The organism is Novosphingobium oxfordense, from assembly GCF_044029435.1.
Taxonomy (GTDB): domain Bacteria; phylum Pseudomonadota; class Alphaproteobacteria; order Sphingomonadales; family Sphingomonadaceae; genus Novosphingobium.
This window is the reverse complement of the sequence record NZ_CP147008.1, coordinates 113015-129527: the sequence shown is the minus strand read 5'-3', so window position 1 is coordinate 129527 and position 16513 is coordinate 113015. Positions and strand designations below refer to the sequence as shown.

The window sequence follows — 16513 nt, the reverse complement described above, 5'->3', positions numbered from 1 at the left end:
GCCGCCGGTTGACGCGGTGTGCGATCACGCTCGCCCTGATGGTTTCGACTGCGCTTGGGGCTTCTCAGGCGATTGCCGGGGAAACCCGGGATGGCGCTGCGGACGCCTTGAAGCAGGCCTTTCGCGAACCGCCGATGGAAGCGCGTCCGCGCCTGTGGTGGCACTGGATCAACGGCAATATCACGCAGGACGGTCTGCTGAAGGACCTGGCCTGGATGCACGAGATCGGCATCGGCGGCGTTCAGGCCTTCGACGCAAATCTCCAGAGCCCGCAGATCGTCGACAAACGGCTCGTCTACATGACGCCGGAGTGGAAGGCGGCCTTCGCCGCGGCCGTCCGCGAAGCCGATCGATTGGGGATGGAGTTCGCGATCGCCTCTTCGCCCGGCTGGTCGGAGACAGGCGGCCCATGGGTCGAACCTGCCGACGGCATGAAGAAACTGGTCTGGAGCGAGATCGCTGTGGAAGGCGTGCGCGGCGGTGCCATCCGCCTGCCGATGCCGCCGACGGTGACGGGCCCCTACCAGTCGATCGCTGCGAAGTCGGGCACGAATTCGGCCATCAACAATGCGTCACCGCCGGTGCCTGCGCCGTTCTATCGCGATGCGGCCGTGCTTGCCTTTCCCGAACCTGTCGGCATCCGGCCGCTGCTGCCGCAACTGAGCGATGCTGCCGGCAAGACCGTGGCGGGCGAGGCGCTATTCGATGGTGACCTTGAAACCGCAGTGGAACTCCCGAAGGATCCGAAGGGCGGCGGGGCCTTGGTCCTGAACTATCCCCGGCCGCTATCCGCAAGGTCACTGACGCTCTATCTGCCCGGCAGCGCGGGCAAGTTCATCGGGGCGAACCTGAAGGCGCGACTGGAAGCCCGCAGCGATGCCGGCGATTGGCGGCCGGTCGTCGAAATTCCTCTGTCGCGAGTGCCCACGACCCTGGCCTTTGCGCCGGTGGCCGCGCGGACGTTTCGGATCAGTTTCACCGAAACCAGAAGCCTGCCGCAAGTCACGCCGCCTGCGCCCGGCGTCGATCTGTCCGCACTCGCGGCCGGTTTCATGAGCGCCAGGCCGGCAACGACGATCGGCATCGCCGAACTGGACCTGTCCGACCGCGACAGGATCGACCGGGCGGAGACCAAGGCGGGCTTTGACGTCGCGCCCGATTACTACGCCTTGGATGCAGCCTCGGCCGATACGCCGGGCATCGATCCTGGCAAGGTCGTGGACCTGACGGGGCGCCTTCGGGCCGATGGTTCGCTGGACTGGACGCCGCCGAAGGGACGCTGGCGGATAATGCGTCTGGGCTATTCGTTGCTGGGGACGATGAACCATCCGGCACCGATCGAGGCGACGGGGCTGGAGGTAGACAAATACGATGCGGCGGCCGTGGGTCGCTACATGGATCGCTATCTGGCGATGTACCGCGATGCGGCGGGCGTCGATCTCATGGGGAAGCACGGAATCCGCGCGATCCTGACGGACAGCATTGAGGTCGGGCCGTCGAACTGGACGGCGGACATGATCGCGCAGTTCCGGCGGCTGCGTGGCTACGATCCGGTGCCCTGGCTGCCCGCCCTGACGGGAACCATCGTAGGCTCACGCGGCGAAAGCGAACGCTTCCTGTACGATTTTCGCCGGACTTTGGCGGATCTGCTGGCAACCGCGCATTACGGCACGGTTGCGAAAGTGGCGCACGACAACGGCCTGACCGTCTATGGAGAGGCACTGGAAGACCATCGCCCGCTGCTGGGCGACGACATGGCGATGCGCCGGGCCACCGACGTGCCGATGGCGGCGATGTGGGCCTTTCCCCGGTCGGGCGGGGCCAAGCCGACCTACATCGCCGACATGAAGGGCGCAGCCTCGGTCGCGCATCTTTATGGGCAGCGATACGTGGCGGCGGAATCGCTGACCTCGATGCTGTCCCCTTGGGCCTATGGGCCGGCCGAGCTCAAGCGGATGATCGATTTCGAGTTCACCAGCGGCATCAACCGGCCGATCATCCATACTTCGGTTCACGTCCCGGTCGACGATCGCAAACCGGGGCTGCGCCTGTCGATCTTCGGTCAGGACTTCAATCGCAACGAGGCCTGGGGAGCGCTCGCGCGGCCGTGGATCGACTATATCGCGCGCAATGCATTCCTGCTGCAGCAAGGCGTCGACCGGTCCGACATCGCCTATTTCCATGGCGAGGAGGCACCCCTTACGGCGCTGTTCGGCGACGGGCCGCCGCCGGGCATGCCAGCCGGCTACGCCTACGACTTCGTGAATGCGGACGCTTTGCAGGGTGCCCTGACCAATGACGGCGCCGATCTCGCCAGCCAGGGAGGGGCCCGTTATCGCGTGCTCTACCTCGGCGGGTCCTCGCGCCGCATGAGCCTTGGCGTCCTGCGCCGAATCGCAGGCCTTGTGGAACAGGGCGCGACTGTCGTCGGCCTGCGTCCTGCAGGCGATCCGGGCCTGTCCGTAGATCCTGCGGCCGCGACCGAATATCGGGCGCTGCTGGACAGTCTGTGGCCGGGCGGCGCCGTCGCTTCGATCGGCAAGGGCCGGGTCGTCGCCTCGCAGGATCTGGCGGGCGCGCTAGATCGCATTGGCATCGTTCCCGATGTGTCGTTCACGGGCGCCAAGGCGGACAGCAAGTTGCCTTTCGTTCACCGCCACTTGCCGGATGGTGAAATCTACTTCGTTTCCAACCAGCAGGATCGGGCCGAACGGGTTTCCGCGCGGTTCCGCGTCTCGGGCAAAGTGCCGGAACTGTGGCACGCGGAAACCGGCACGTTCGAGCCGGCTTCCTTCACGGTCGAAAACGGGGTGACGACAATCCCGCTGACGCTTGGGCCTGACGAGGCCGTCCACATCGTGTTCCGCAGGAATACCGCCGCAACCGGGCTCACCGTTCCGCCCGCCGTGCCGATCGATTACGGAACGATCGAGGGGCCGTGGCAAGTCGCGTTCGAAGCCGGGCGCGGCGCGCCGCCACGGGTTCTACTCGACCGGCTGGCGCCGCTGAACGAAAACCTCGATCCGGCCATCCGCCATTTTTCCGGCACCGCGACTTACAGCCGCGACTTTGCCGCGCCTCGCGGCTGGAAGCCGGGGCGGCCGCTGCGGCTGGACCTTGGCGCCTTGCACGAGGTGGCGGAAGTGCGGGTCAACGGGCGCCTTGCCGGATATTCCTGGCATCGGCCCTTCGTGGTCGACATCGCGGGGATGACCAAGCCGGGGCGCAACCATCTTGAGGTGCGGGTTGCCAATCTCTGGGTCAATCGCCTGATCGGAGATGCGCAGCCGGGGACGGAAAAAGTCACATGGACCGCAACGGCCACCTACCGGGCCGACGCGCCGCTTCGGCCGTCGGGCCTGATCGGCCCAGTGCGGCTGACGGGCGAACAATGACATGATCCATAACTTCGATAATTTGGGAGAATTCTGAAATGGTCGTCAGCCGAATGGCCCCTGCCTGCCTTGCTTGTGCTGCGATCATGGCCGGGTCCCTTGCCGTTACGCCCCCAGCATGGGCCCAGGCCGAAGCGGGCGCATCGTCCGCACGCGCGGTGCGCGATCTCTCCCAGGGCTGGCGCTTCCAGTTCGGGCCGGCCCCCGCAGACGTGACCGCACCGGCATTCGATGACAGCGCGTGGGAGAAAGTCTCCGTTCCGCACAGCTGGAACCACATCGGCGCCTATGCGGCAGTGCGCGGCGCGGAGACAGACAATCGGCAGGGGCTGGGCTGGTATCGCCTCTGGATCGATGCCCCGGCTGCGAAGGCGGGCGACCGGCAGTATCTGGACTTCGCCGCCGTCGGCAAGATCGCCGAAGTCTGGGTGAACGGCACGCATGTCGGTACGCACAAGGGAGCGTTCGCGCGATTCCGCATCGACGTGACCGACGTGTGGAAAGCCGGCGCGCGCAATCTGGTGGTCGTCAGCGCGGACAATACCAAGCCGGCACCGGGTAGCTCGACCTCGGAAGTTCTGCCGCTTTCGGGAGACTTCTTCGTGCATGGCGGCCTCTATCGCGAGGTTTCGCTGGTGCAATTGCCTTCCACCGCGATCGATCCGCTCGATTTCGGCGGACCCGGCGTTTACGCGCGCGCGACCGAGATATCCGATGCGCGGGCCGCGGTCGAAGTGCGAACTCGCCTGCGCAATTCCGGCACAGCGCTGCGCGATCTCACGCTGGTCACCGACATCCGCGACGCGCGTGGCAAGCTGGTGGCGCGCGACAGTCGCCCGGTTGCCCTGCAGCCGGGCGCGTCCGAAGTTGCGGCGCATCTCTCCGTCGATCATCCGCACCGCTGGGATGGGCGCGCCGATCCCTATCTCTACCGCGTGACCGCGACGCTGCTTGACGGCAAGCGGGCTGTCGACGGCGTCAGCCAGCCGCTTGGCCTGCGCACTTTCCGGTTCGATGCCGATGCCGGCTTCTTCCTCAACGGCCGGCATCTGCGGCTGCACGGGGTTTCGCGGCATCAGGACGCGCTCGGCTCCGGCTGGGCGCTGACGCCGGCGCAGCATGCGCAGGACATGCAACTGATCGAGGAACTGGGCGCGAACACCGTAAGGCAGGCGCATTACCAGCATGCCGATCAGTGGTCGGATCTGGCGGACAAGGCCGGCATGGTGGTCTGGGCCGAAGTACCCTACGTCACCACGCCAAGCCTTTCGGGCGGCGAAGGATCCAGCGCGCTCTGGGCCAATGCCGAACAGCAACTGCGCGAGCAGATACGCCAGAATTACAACCACCCCTCGATCCTGATGTGGTCGGTGGGCAACGAGGTCGATTCCGCCAAGGGCTTCGGCATCAAGGGCGATCCGCCCAAACCGTTCGCGCTGTTGAAGCGGCTCAACGCGGTTGCGAAGGAGGAGGATCCCGATCGCCCGACCACCTTTGCAGACTGCTGTGAAGGCCTGGGCATGATGCAGACCGCCGGGGAGCAACTGGCGGGAACGGCGGACCTGATCGGCTACAACCGCTATTACGGCTGGTACTACCCGAACCCATTGCAGGCGCGTGCCGATCTGGGCGCAACGCTGGACAAGCTTCACGCCGCGCATCCGAAACTGCCCCTTTCGCTCAGCGAATATGGCGCGGGCGGGGCGATCAGCCAGCATAGCGACGATGTGGGCAGCGGCTTCGTCAACTTCGTCGGCCGGCCGCATCCCGAAGAGTACGAGGCCTGGGTGCATGAGCAGACGTGGCCAGCGATCGCGCGGCGCGATTACGTCTTTGCCAGCTGGGTCTGGGCGATGTTCGATTTCTCCAGCGACTTGCGGGACGAGGGGGATGCCGTGGACCTCAACGACAAGGGATTGGTCACCGCCGACCGGAAGGAGAGGAAAGATGCCTTCTGGTTCTACAAGGTGGCCTGGAGCCAGACCCCGCAGATCCATTTCGCCGGCAGGCACTATCTCGATCGCGCCTATCCGGTGATGGACATCAAGGCATATGCGACGGCGCCGTCGGCCTCGCTTACGCTCAACGGCAAGGCCATCGGCGATGCGACATGTGCCGATTTCGTCTGCGAGTGGAAAGGCGTTCCCCTGCGTCCCGGCGCGAACGAGGCGGTCGTCACCGCGAAGGTGGACGGGCGGAGCATCCGCGATACCGCCGTCTGGAACGGCCCCGATCTCGAACGGAATGGCCTGCGCATCAATGCGGGCAGCCTTGCTGGGCTGCGCATCGGCACGCGGCAGTTCGGGTCTGACACGTTCGTCAGTGGCGGCAAGCCTTCCGTGCTCAACCTCGTGGGCTTCGGCGGACGTTCGATGGCACCGCTACGCAAGGTGGAGGCGGCCGATCCCGCATTGTTCGACTATTGGCGCGATGGCAGCGCGTTTTCCTACGACATTCCGCTGAGCGACGGCGTCTGGAATGTCACGCTGCGCCTTCTCGAACCGCGCAAGGACGCATCCGCCGAACAGGCGCTGACCGTAACCGCCAATGGGGAAGCGGTGATCGCAGGGCTCAATGTGGCAAATGCCGCCGGCGGGCCGCTTCGCGAACTCGTGCGCACCTTCCCGGTGAACGTGACGGGCGGGCGCCTGAAGCTCGATTTCGCAAGCACCGGCGGCAATGCCGCGCTGGCCGCGATCGAGATCGCGCGATGAGGGACGGCATCGGGGCGGAATGTGCAGCCGGAATATACAGGGAGAGGACGAATGCTTGATCGCCGCACTTTCATTGCCACCGGCACGGCGGTCGCCGCCATGAGCGCCAGCGGTACAGCCAGCAGGGCAGCGGCCGCCGGGATCGCGATGGAAGCCGTGCGTGTCGATACCCGCACGGTGACCGGGCCGCTGCCTCATGTGTGGGCGGAATCCGTCGGATCGGACCGCGCGGCGATCACCATGCGCGAGGAATGGCGGCAGGACATGCGCATCGGCGTGGCGGAGGCCGGGATAAAGCGTGCTCGCTTCCACGGCATCTTCAACGATGAAATGGGCGTCTTCGGCCGCAGCATCCTGGAAATGCGGCGCGGCGGCGGGCCGAACTGGCTGAATGTCTATCGCGTCTATGACGGGCTGCGGGACATCGGCATCGATCCCTACGTCGAACTGAGCTTCATGCCGGGCAAGCTGGCGTCCGGAAAGACGCAGTTCGGCTTCTACGGCGGCAACATTACTCCGCCGACCTCGGATGCCGACTATGCCGCTTTCATCAAGGGTTTCACCGCCGCGATGGTGGACCGGTATGGCATCGAAACCGTGCGTCGCTGGCCTTTCGAGGTGTGGAACGAGCCCAATCTGGGGTTCTTCTGGACGGCGGACAGGCAGCGCTATTTCGACATGTACAAGGCGGCGGCCGTCGCCATCAAGTCGGTCGATCCGCGCATTCAGGTTGGCGGCCCAGCCACGTCGAAGGCGGCGTGGATCGGCGAATTCGCGGAATGGTGCGCGGCGAACAATGCGCCTGTCGATTTCTTCGCGACCCATGTCTACGCGGGCGACGATCAGGACGAGGTTTTCGGCAAGGGTGCGCCCAGGCGCGGGATCAACGAAGTGATCCCCGATGCCCTGGCCATCGCGCGGCGCACCATCGATGGCGGGCCGATGGCCGGCAAGCCGCTGTGGCTGTCCGAATGGTCGTCCGACAGCCCGGCGATGATCGCCCACGTCATCGCCCATTCGATGGCCCATTGCGCGGGCATGTCGCAATGGGTGCTGAGCGGCATGTACGAGGAACTGGGCGTGGACAACTACATGCTCAAGGAAGGCTCTATGGGCTGGAGCATGATGATAGACGGCATCGCCAAGCCCGCGTTCAACACCTATCGGCTGCTGCACCGGCTCGGTTCGGAGCGCCTTGCCGTGCAGGGGCCGGCGCTTGCCTCTCGCGGCGGGGACGGGCGGATCGCGGCTCTGGTCTGGAACCTTGCCGAAGTGGACCAGCCGGGCGGCATCCCGGGCATGACGTCCGAACGCAACCTGCGGGGCGACCGCAAGCGGATCGCCCTTGCCTTCGATGGCATCAAGGGCGGCAGGACGGCCGAAGTGCGTTATGTGGACTGGGAGCGTGGCTCGCCCATGCCGGCGTGGCGGGCGATGGGATCGCCGCAATATCCGTCACGCGAACAAGTGGCGCAGTTGCGCAAGGCATCGTTGCCCGTTGTGGAACGGCGCCGCCTCGATCCCAATGGCACGCTGGAACTGGATCTGCCGCCGGAGGGGCTGGCGCTGGTGGAAATCGCGTAGTCGGCACGGGTCCGGTGCGTAGGGACGCACCGGACCCGCCCTGCATTACCAGTTCCACATGGTGCCGTCGTCCAGACGGGCCACGGGGAGGTAGGCCGGCTTGTAGGGATATTTAGCGGCCAGTGCCTCGTCGATATCAACGCCGTGTCCGGGCGTTTCGCCGCAGAAAAGCTCGCCCTTCTCGAAGTGGTAGTCGTGCGGGAAGACCGCGTCGGTCTCCTCGGTATGGCGCATGTATTCCTGAATGCCGAAGTTTGGCACCCAGGTATCGAAATGCAGGGCCGTTCCCATGGTGACGGGTGAGAGGTCCGTGGCGCCGTGGCAACCGGTGCGGATCTGGTACAGCGCGGCAAGGTCTGCGATCCGGCGCAGATGGGTGAGCCCTCCGGCACCGACGATGGTTGCCCGGATATAGTCGATCAGCTGGTTCTGGATCAGGTCCTTGGCATCCCAGATCGTGTTGAACACTTCGCCAACCGCAAGCGGCGTGGTGGTGTGCTGCCGCACAAGCTTGAAGGCTTCCTGGTTTTCCGCCGGCGTGCAGTCTTCCAGCCAGAACAGGTTGAAAGGCTCCAGCGCCTTGCCCAGCCGCGCCGCTTCCATCGGGGTGTAGCGGTGGTGCCCATCATGCAGCAGGTGATGCTCGAACCCGTAAGTTTCGCGCAGCTTTTCAAACAGCTTCGGCACATAGTTCAGCGCCTTGTGCGTGTCCCACCCGGTGACGGAGGGCAAGGCCGCGTCGGCGGGTTCGTAGTAGAGCTTGCCCCGGCCGACGCCATAGGCATCGCGGATGCCCGGCACGCCGGTCTGCGCGCGGATCGCCTTGTAGCCCATGTCGATGTACTGACCCACCGCGTCCACCGTCTCGGCGATATCGCTGCCGTTGGCGTGGCCATAGACCATCACGCCATCGCGGCTGCGGCCTCCCAGCAGCTGGTAAAGCGGCATCCCGGCCATCTTGGCCTTGATATCCCACAGCGCCACATCGACGGCGGCGATCGCCCGCATCGTCACCGGGCCGCGCCGCCAATAGGCGCCGCGATAGAGATATTGCCAGATATCCTCGATACGGCGCGGGTCCATGCCGATCAGGCACGGGACGACATGGTCTTCGAGATAGGCGACCACCGCCTTTTCCCGCCCGTTCAACGTGGCATCGCCGATGCCGTGGACGCCCTGATCGGTCTCTATCTTCAGAGTGACGAAATTGCGGCCCGGACAGGTAACGATCACTCTGGCCGATGTGATTTTCATTGCCTTGCATTCCTGAATTGGTGAATTGGTCTCACGGACGTCCGGAAACGGGATGGACCGGCAGATCATATTGGTCAGGCCAATATTGAGCAAGAGTTTAAGGCAGGATATCGCCCAAATGAACGCGAAGACGAACGATCGGCTCTATCAGGACCTTGCCCAGAAGCTGCTCGGCGAAATCGCGGCTGGGGTCTGGCCGGTCGGATCCCGCCTGCCGGCAGAGCGCGATCTGGCGCAGACCTATGCGGTCAGCCGGCCGACCGTTCGCGAAGCGATCATCGCGCTGGAAGTGCAGGGTCTGGTGGAGGTGCGTATCGGCGCCGGCACTTACGTGATGAGCCTGCCCGGTGAAGCGCAAGTGGCGCATTTCAACATTTCCGCATTCGAACTGACCGAAGCGCGGCTGCTGTTCGAAGGTGAAGCCGCTGCACTGGCGGCGACGCAGATCACCGAGGAGGAACTGGACGAGATCGAGCGCCTGATCGGCGAGATCGCCAAGGAGAACCTGGAAGTGGCGGGGACTGTGAAGGCGGACGAGGCATTCCACCTCGCCATCGCGCGCGCCACGCGCAACAAGGCCGTCGTCGAGGCGGTGGAGAGACTTTGGGACTTGCGATACAACTCGCCCGAAGCCGCCTTGCTGCACGAAAAGGCCCGCACCGCCAATGTGAAGCCGGTCGTGGACGAACATACTGCCGTGCTGAAGGCACTGCGCGCGCGCGATCCAGCGGCGGCGCGCAGTGCCATGAGGGCGCATCTGGGTTCCGTGCTCGAAAGCCTGCTGTTCGCCACAGAGGAGCGGGCGGTGGCGGCGGCGCGGGAGGCGGTGGAGGCCAAGCGCGCCCGATATCGCCGCGCCACCAGCTGAGCCCGGCGATATCGCGCGCGCTTCCCCCTCGCGATATCTGCGCCGCGCCCTTTCGGAAGGGGCGTTTTCATTGCCTCCTCACGCAAACATGCGGATGATGCGGCATGTCGAGTTCATGTGCCGGATTGCCGGAATGCGTCAAAGGGGATGGTACCGGCCTGACCCTGCCAGTGGATACCGCCGCTCTCATGACGGCCGGGCCGGAATTTCTGACCGAAGCGATGCGGGCTTTCGGTGCGCTGGAGCCTGACAACGCCGTAGCCGCGATCGTGAAGGTGGTGCCCTGCGCGTTGGGTAGCACGGGAGAGAAGTGCTTTCTGACGGTCGCATATGCGCGGCCCGATCCGCGGCTTCATGACGAGCTTTTCGTCAAATTCTCCCGCGATTTCAGCGATGCTGGCCGGGACGCGCGGGGCAAGCTCGAAATGGCCGGCGAAGTGCGGTTCGCACGCTACGCCGCGATGCAGCCCCTGCCGGTTCCGGTTCCGAAGACTTATTTTGCCGATTACGACGGGGCCAGCCATACCGGTCTGCTCATCACCGAAACCATCGCGTTCGGTGCGGGCGGGATCGAGGTGCAGCATCAGAAGTGCATGGATCACCTGATCGATGATCCCGTCGAACATTATCGAGCGATTCTGGAGGCTCTGGCCAAGCTTGCGGCGTTTTCTTCGCGCGAGGGTGCGGGGCCGCCTCCGGGCGAGATATTCCCTTACGATCCCGAGGCGCTGATCGCGTCTACCGGGCTGGCGATCACCGTGGACGAGCGGCAGTTGCAGGACAAGTTGGCGGATCTCTCCGGGTTCATGGAGGAGTGCGCACATCTCCTGCCCGCGACCGTGCAGCCCAATCTTGTCGAGGCGGTCCTTGCCCGCGAGGCATTACGATTTCTGGAAAGGCAGGATGAATTCGTCCGCTATCTGGTCAGGCCAGGCCCACAGATCGCGCTGTGCCATTGGAACGCCAATATCGATAACTGCTGGTTCTGGCGGGATGGCGATGACGTGCTGAATTGCGGTCTCATGGACTGGGGCAATGCGGGTCAGATCAATCTGGCCTTCGCACTGTGGGGATCGATGAGCGGCGCGCCGGCTGCGATCTGGACGGACCACTTGCCCGGCTTGCTGGACCATTTCGCCGCCAGCCATGCGGCCGGCGGTGGCCCGGCGATCGATCGCGAGGCATTGTTCCTGAGCCTGCACCTTTACGTCACGTTCATGGGGCTATCCTACTTTCTGGACACGCCGGCGCGGATACGCACACGAACGCCGCGCATTCGGGAGGCGCATGGTCCTCTGGATCCGCTGGTCACTGGCGACGCCAGCACGCGCAATCAGTTGCACATGCTGGGTAACGTGCTGACCATCTGGCAGCGCTTCGGGCTGGGCGCTTTCGCCGACCTCAATACGGGCGCCTCCGTCTAGCCGAAATACCGCGGCGGTGGGTGGCGGTCATGCGGTTCACGCAGCTAGGGTCAGGGCCCTAGGTGCAAACCTCAATACCCACTTGGTTTTCTGCCCGGCTTGCCAAGCAAGCAAGGCGCTGAATTGCACATCGCGCACGGCGTAAATCCACCGGCGCTCTTGGCGATGCTGGCTGCAAACGTTTTGCATCCAGCGATCTCTGCAAAAAAATCCGGTCTTCAAAGTCCGCGCATGCGTGGTTTCCTCTAAAATTCAGAGAGGCTGCCCCCCGCGCCGACACGGTTGCACTCATGGGCGAAATCCACGAGGACGCGATGCCCGAGATTGTAACAGTTCCGAGTTCAGTAACGGTGCGTTCGGCGCATCAATTTTCGGAAACTATGCTTGCTTTGTATTTGGCAGAGCAAGACGTTGACCTTGACTTGTCGGAAATGACCGATGTCGATCTTGCTTTCGTGGAGATTCTTTACTCTGCGCGCGAGCAATGGGCGGGGGCGGGCCGCGAACTGCGTCTGGCGCAGCCGGCTGCCGGTCCGGTTGTCGCGCTGCTTGAGCGCGCAGGCTTCCTGACGGCCCCTGCCGATCAGGACATCGAATTCTGGTTCCACGGAGAACTTCCGCAATGACTGCCTCTATCCTTACCGTCGACGATTCCCCCAGCCTGCGCATGGCGATCCGTATCGCGCTGACCGGCGCCGGTTATGACGTGACCGAGGCGGGCGATGGGGTCGAGGGCCTCAGCGCGGCGGCTGCAAAGCGCTTCGACCTGATCATCACCGACCTCAACATGCCCAATATGGACGGGCTGACGATGATCCGCGAACTGCGCAAGGCGCCTGAGCAGGCCGGCGTGCCGATCATCTTCCTCACCACCGAAAGCGACGATGCCATGAAGCAGCAGGCCAAGGCGGCCGGTGCTACCGGTTGGCTGGTGAAGCCTTTCGTGCCCGAACAGCTGATCAAGGTTTCGCGCAAGGTGCTGGGCCGGTGAGCACGCAGGACCCGGTCGCGGCGTTCCGCGTCGAGGCGGGCGAACTGCTGGACCAGATCGAGCACGGTTTGCTCGACCTTGGCCACCGGCTGGACGACCGCGCGCTGATCGACGAAGTGTTCCGGGGGCTGCATACGCTCAAGGGATCGGGCGCGATGTTCGGCTTCGACGCGCTGGCCGAATTCACCCACCACTGTGAAACCGCGTTCGACCGCGTGCGCAAGGGGCTGGCCCCGGCCACGCAGGAACTGGTGGCGGTGATCCTCTCCGCGCGCGACCATATGCGCGCGCTGATCGAGGGCGACGGAACCGGGCTGGAAAACACGGGCGCTGCAATCCTGGAGCAGCTTCAGGCGGCGATCGACGCGGCAGGCGGAGAGACATCCGCTTCCGCAGTTTCTCCCACGCCGGTTGCACAGGCCGGGCAAGCTGCGCGCGGTGGCTGGCGCCTGTTCTTCCGCCTTCCCGCCGATGCCATGGCCAACGGCACCAACCCGCTGATGCTGCTCGACGAGCTGCGCGAACTGGGTGAGTGCAAGATCGTCGCGCGTACCGACACGGTGCCGCCGCTGACCGAACTGGTGCCGACCGAATGCCACATCGGCTGGGACGTCGAACTCCACGGCGATATCTCGCGCGACGATATCGATGACGTCTTCATCTTCGTGATGGACGACATGGAACTGACCATCGAGCCGCTTGATGAGCCGCTTGATGGTGAGGCTCCGGCCGAGGTCGCCGAAGAGGCGCCGATCGCCGACATGCCGGTGGCCATCAAGGACAATCCCTCCAGTCCCGCTCCGGCCAGTTCGGCGGCCAATCCGGCCGCCAAGTCGAACGCCCCGTCCGGCGAGAGCGTGCGCGTTCCCGCCGAGCGGCTGGACGAGCTGATGGACCGCGTGGGCGAACTCGTGATCGTGCAGAGCCGCCTGTCGCAGCTTGCCAGCGGGTATGGCTCGGCGGTGGGCAGCGAACTGGCGCTGCGTTCGATTTCCGAGGAAATCGAACGGCTTGCCGGCGAATTGCGCGATACCATGATGGTGCTGCGCATGGTGCCGGTGGCCAGCCTGTTCAGCCGCTTCCGCCGCCTGGTCCACGACCTTGCGCGCGAAACCGGCAAGACCATCGAGCTTTCGACCGAGGGCGAGACCACCGAAGTCGACAAGACCATGATCGAGCGTCTGGCCGATCCGATGGTCCACCTGATCCGCAATGCCTGCGATCACGGGTTGGAAACGCCCGAGGATCGCCTTGCCGCCGGCAAGCCGGCCGCCGGGCAGGTTCACCTCTCCGCCCATCAGGCGGGGGGTGAAGTGTTGATCACCATCCGTGACGATGGGCGCGGCATCGACCGTGTGCGCGTGCGCGCCAAGGCGGAAGCGCAAGGGTTGATCCAGCCCGGCCAGCCAATTTCCGACCATGACCTGCTGCAGATGATCTTCCATCCGGGCTTCTCCACGGCGGCGCAAGTCACCAACCTTTCCGGTCGCGGCGTCGGCATGGACGTGGTGAAGCGCACGATCGAAAGCCTGCGCGGCGCGATCGACATCACCTCGGCGCCCGGCGAGGGCTCCACCGTGGTGCTGCGCATCCCGCTTACGCTGGCGATCATCGACGGTCTGCTCGTGCGCGTGGGTGAGGGGCGCTACGTGATCCCGCTGGGCGCGGTGGAGGAATGCCTCGAACTCAGCCTTGAGGAAGATCTGCGCTCGCGCGGTCGCAGCTTCATCACCTTGCGCGATCGGCTGGTGCCGTTCCTGCGGCTGCGCGAGATCTTCGACACCGGCACGCGGCCCGATCCGCACCAGAAGATCGTCGTCATCGCCACCGGCACAGAGCGTGTCGGACTGGTGGTGGACCAGATCATCGGCAGCCATCAGACCGTGATCAAGTCGATGTCCCCGCTGCACCGCGACGTGGCGACTTTTGCGGGCGCCACGATCCTGGGTGACGGCGGTGTCGCCCTGATCCTCGACGTCGCGCAGCTCGTCATGCTCGGCCAGAACCAGGAGGAGCGGCTTCGCGCCGCCGGATAAGCACGATGTCCGAACAACCAACCACCACGCAGTGGGATGCCGAGGGCAATCTCGAAGTGCTGACCTTCAACCTGGGCGAGGAAACTTTCGCGCTGGAGGCCACTTTGGTCCGCGAAATCCTGGACCTGCTGCCCGAAACGCGCGTTCCCGGTGCGGCACCGCTGCTGGGCAGTGTCGTCAACTTTCGCGGCAAGATCATCCCGATCGCGGATCTCCGGCTGGCATTCGCCATGCCCGCGGCCGAAGCGACCGTCGACAGCCGCATCGTCGTGATCGAGACGGAAGCGGAAGGCGAGACGTTCCAGATCGGCATCCGCACCGACAAGGTCCACGAAGTGGCGACGCTGCAGCGCGCCGCCAGCGAGGAACCGCCCGCCGTCGGCATGCGCTGGCGCCGCGATTTCGTTCGCGAACTGGTTCGCCGGCAGGATGGCGTGGTCGTCCTGCCCGATCTGGCCGCAATCTTCCGTTCACTGGTCGACAGCGCGGATTCCGCCGTCGCCCAGCCATCCACACTTCACTGAGCCGGGGGGCATCATGCGCGCGACCATCAAGCTGAAGCTGGTGGGAACTTTCGTTCTCCTTCTGATTATCATGACCGCCACGATCGTCGTCGGCATTTCCCGCCTGACGATCCTCAACGACGCCATCGGCAATCTTGTCACCGGCCCCGCCAAGCAGCTCGACCGTGCCCGCAGCATCGACGGCGGCGTCAGCATGATGGTGCGTGCGGAAAAGAACCTGACGTTGACGGACGATCCCGCCACGCGCCGCGATCTTGAAACCGAGATCGATACCTGGCGTGCGAAGATCGAGCAGACGGTAGAGCAGGGCAATACCGGCGCCTCTGGCGAGACGCGTGCGGCGTGGTCGCAACTGCGCGATCAGTGGAACGCATTCAAGCCGGTGAACGCGCAAGTCGCCGCGCTCAGCAAGACCGATCATTCCGCCGCCGTGACCCTGACCATGGGTGAATCGCGCGATCGTGCCCATGCCGTGACCGCAAAGGTCGAGGAACTGGTGCAGGTCGAACAGCAGACCATGGCGAAGGCTGACGACGATACCGAAGTGACCTACGATTCCGCGCGGACGTTGATGATCACCATGGGGGGTGTTGCTGTCCTGATCACCGTGGCCGCAGCCGCCTATCTGGCGCTGCTGATCGCTCGCGGCCTGAAATCGGCCGGCGATGCGATGAGCCAGGTGGCCGATGGCGATCTGACCCGCACGGTCGAGGTGAAGTCGAACGACGAAATCGGCGACTTGCTGGGCCACGTGAACACGATGATCGAACGCCTGCGCGGCGTGGTGGGCGATGCCACCGTTGCGGCGGAGAACGTGTCCACCGGTAGCCAGGAACTGTCGGCCAATTCCGAGCAGGTGTCGCAAGGCGCAACCGAGCAGGCCGCCGCTGCCGAACAGGCTTCCGCCTCGATGGAAGAGATGGCGGCCAACATCAAGCAGAACGCCGACAACGCCGCGCAGACAGAGAAGATCGCGCGTCAGTCCTCCAAGGATGCCGAAAGCAGCGGCGTTGCAGTGAACCGCGCGGTCGGTGCGATGCGCACGATTGCCGAGAAGATCGGCATCGTCCAGGAAATCGCCCGTCAGACCGATCTGCTGGCGCTCAACGCGGCAGTAGAAGCGGCGCGCGCGGGTGAGCATGGCCGTGGCTTCGCCGTGGTCGCTTCCGAAGTACGCAAGCTGGCCGAGCGCAGCCAGCAGGCATCGGCAGAGATCAGCGCCGTTTCCACGGAGACGGTGCAGGCCGCCGCCGAAGCGGGCGAGATGCTGTCCAAGCTGGTGCCCGATATTCGCCGCACCGCCGAATTGGTTTCCGAAATCAGCGTCGCTTGCCGCGAACAGGACATCGGCGCCTCGCAGATCAACGAGGCGATCCAGCAGCTTGACCAGGTGACCCAGCAGAACGCCGGCGCCTCCGAGCAGATTTCGACGACTTCCGAGGAACTGGCTGCGCAGGCAGAGGAGCTTCAGGCCTCCATCGCCTACTTCCGTGTGACCGACGCGCCGGTTCGCCGCAAGGCGCCCGCCATCGCGGTCCGCCCGGCGGCGGCCCCGGCGCGCAAGGCCCCGCAGGTTTCGCGCTCCACCCGTTCGCTTTCCGTTTCGGATCAGCAGGCCCGTGCGCGCGGTTTCGCGCTCGATCTCTCTACCGGCGGTCCGGATAGCGAGGACGAGGCCTTCAGCAGCAACGCGGCCTGATCCGCACCGTTTTTTTCCGTCTTT

General features: G+C 64.9%; 11 protein-coding genes. 10 read left to right on the top strand and 1 reads right to left on the bottom strand.

The annotated features are described in order from the left end of the window. Positions 1-107: 107 nt before the first annotated feature. The 3 genes from WBP07_RS23620 (at position 108) to WBP07_RS23610 (ending at position 7693) form a co-directional block, all read left to right on the top strand. Positions 108-3395 carry a glycosyl hydrolase gene (locus WBP07_RS23620; protein WP_395397522.1) on the top strand — a complete coding sequence of 1096 codons (3288 nt, stop codon included), beginning with the start codon at positions 108-110 and terminating at the stop codon, positions 3393-3395. A gap of 86 nt (positions 3396-3481) precedes the next feature. Then, positions 3482-6109: a glycoside hydrolase family 2 TIM barrel-domain containing protein gene (locus WBP07_RS23615; protein ID WP_395397521.1), complete on the top strand. Its 2628-nt coding sequence runs from the start codon at positions 3482-3484 to the stop codon at positions 6107-6109. A gap of 51 nt (positions 6110-6160) precedes the next feature. Continuing rightward, complete coding sequence (locus tag WBP07_RS23610; protein WP_395397520.1) at positions 6161-7693, top strand: hypothetical protein; 1533 nt, start codon at positions 6161-6163, stop codon at positions 7691-7693. A 45-nt stretch (positions 7694-7738) separates the two neighbouring features. On the opposite strand, the gene manD is transcribed toward WBP07_RS23610, so the two are convergent. Beyond that, positions 7739-8947, bottom strand: a complete 1209-nt coding sequence (gene manD, locus WBP07_RS23605; RefSeq protein ID WP_395397519.1) for a D-mannonate dehydratase ManD — start codon at positions 8945-8947, stop codon at positions 7739-7741. A 118-nt stretch (positions 8948-9065) separates the two neighbouring features. Here manD and WBP07_RS23600 point away from each other — a divergent pair, with 118 nt between their 5' ends. The 7 genes from WBP07_RS23600 (at position 9066) to WBP07_RS23570 (ending at position 16489) form a co-directional block, all read left to right on the top strand. Then, on the top strand, positions 9066-9815 hold the full coding sequence (locus WBP07_RS23600; protein ID WP_395397518.1) for a FadR/GntR family transcriptional regulator: 750 nt from the start codon (positions 9066-9068) through the stop codon (positions 9813-9815). A gap of 104 nt (positions 9816-9919) precedes the next feature. Further along, on the top strand, positions 9920-11239 hold the full coding sequence (locus tag WBP07_RS23595; RefSeq protein WP_395397517.1) for a hypothetical protein: 1320 nt from the start codon (positions 9920-9922) through the stop codon (positions 11237-11239). A 290-nt stretch (positions 11240-11529) separates the two neighbouring features. Further along, positions 11530-11865, top strand: a complete 336-nt coding sequence (locus tag WBP07_RS23590; protein ID WP_395397516.1) for an STAS domain-containing protein — start codon at positions 11530-11532, stop codon at positions 11863-11865. After that, complete coding sequence (locus WBP07_RS23585) at positions 11862-12230, top strand: response regulator (RefSeq protein ID WP_395397515.1); 369 nt, start codon at positions 11862-11864, stop codon at positions 12228-12230. The genes WBP07_RS23590 and WBP07_RS23585 overlap by 4 nt, the downstream gene beginning before the upstream one ends. Beyond that, positions 12227-14266 carry a chemotaxis protein CheA gene (locus WBP07_RS23580; protein WP_395397514.1) on the top strand — a complete coding sequence of 680 codons (2040 nt, stop codon included), beginning with the start codon at positions 12227-12229 and terminating at the stop codon, positions 14264-14266. Before WBP07_RS23585 ends, WBP07_RS23580 begins: the two co-directional genes overlap by 4 nt. Positions 14267-14271: 5 nt before the next feature. Then, positions 14272-14790 carry a chemotaxis protein CheW gene (locus WBP07_RS23575; protein WP_395397513.1) on the top strand — a complete coding sequence of 173 codons (519 nt, stop codon included), beginning with the start codon at positions 14272-14274 and terminating at the stop codon, positions 14788-14790. A 13-nt stretch (positions 14791-14803) separates the two neighbouring features. After that, positions 14804-16489 (top strand): methyl-accepting chemotaxis protein, encoded by a 1686-nt coding sequence (locus tag WBP07_RS23570; RefSeq protein WP_395397512.1) that lies wholly within the window; start codon positions 14804-14806, stop codon positions 16487-16489. Positions 16490-16513 lie beyond the last annotated feature (24 nt).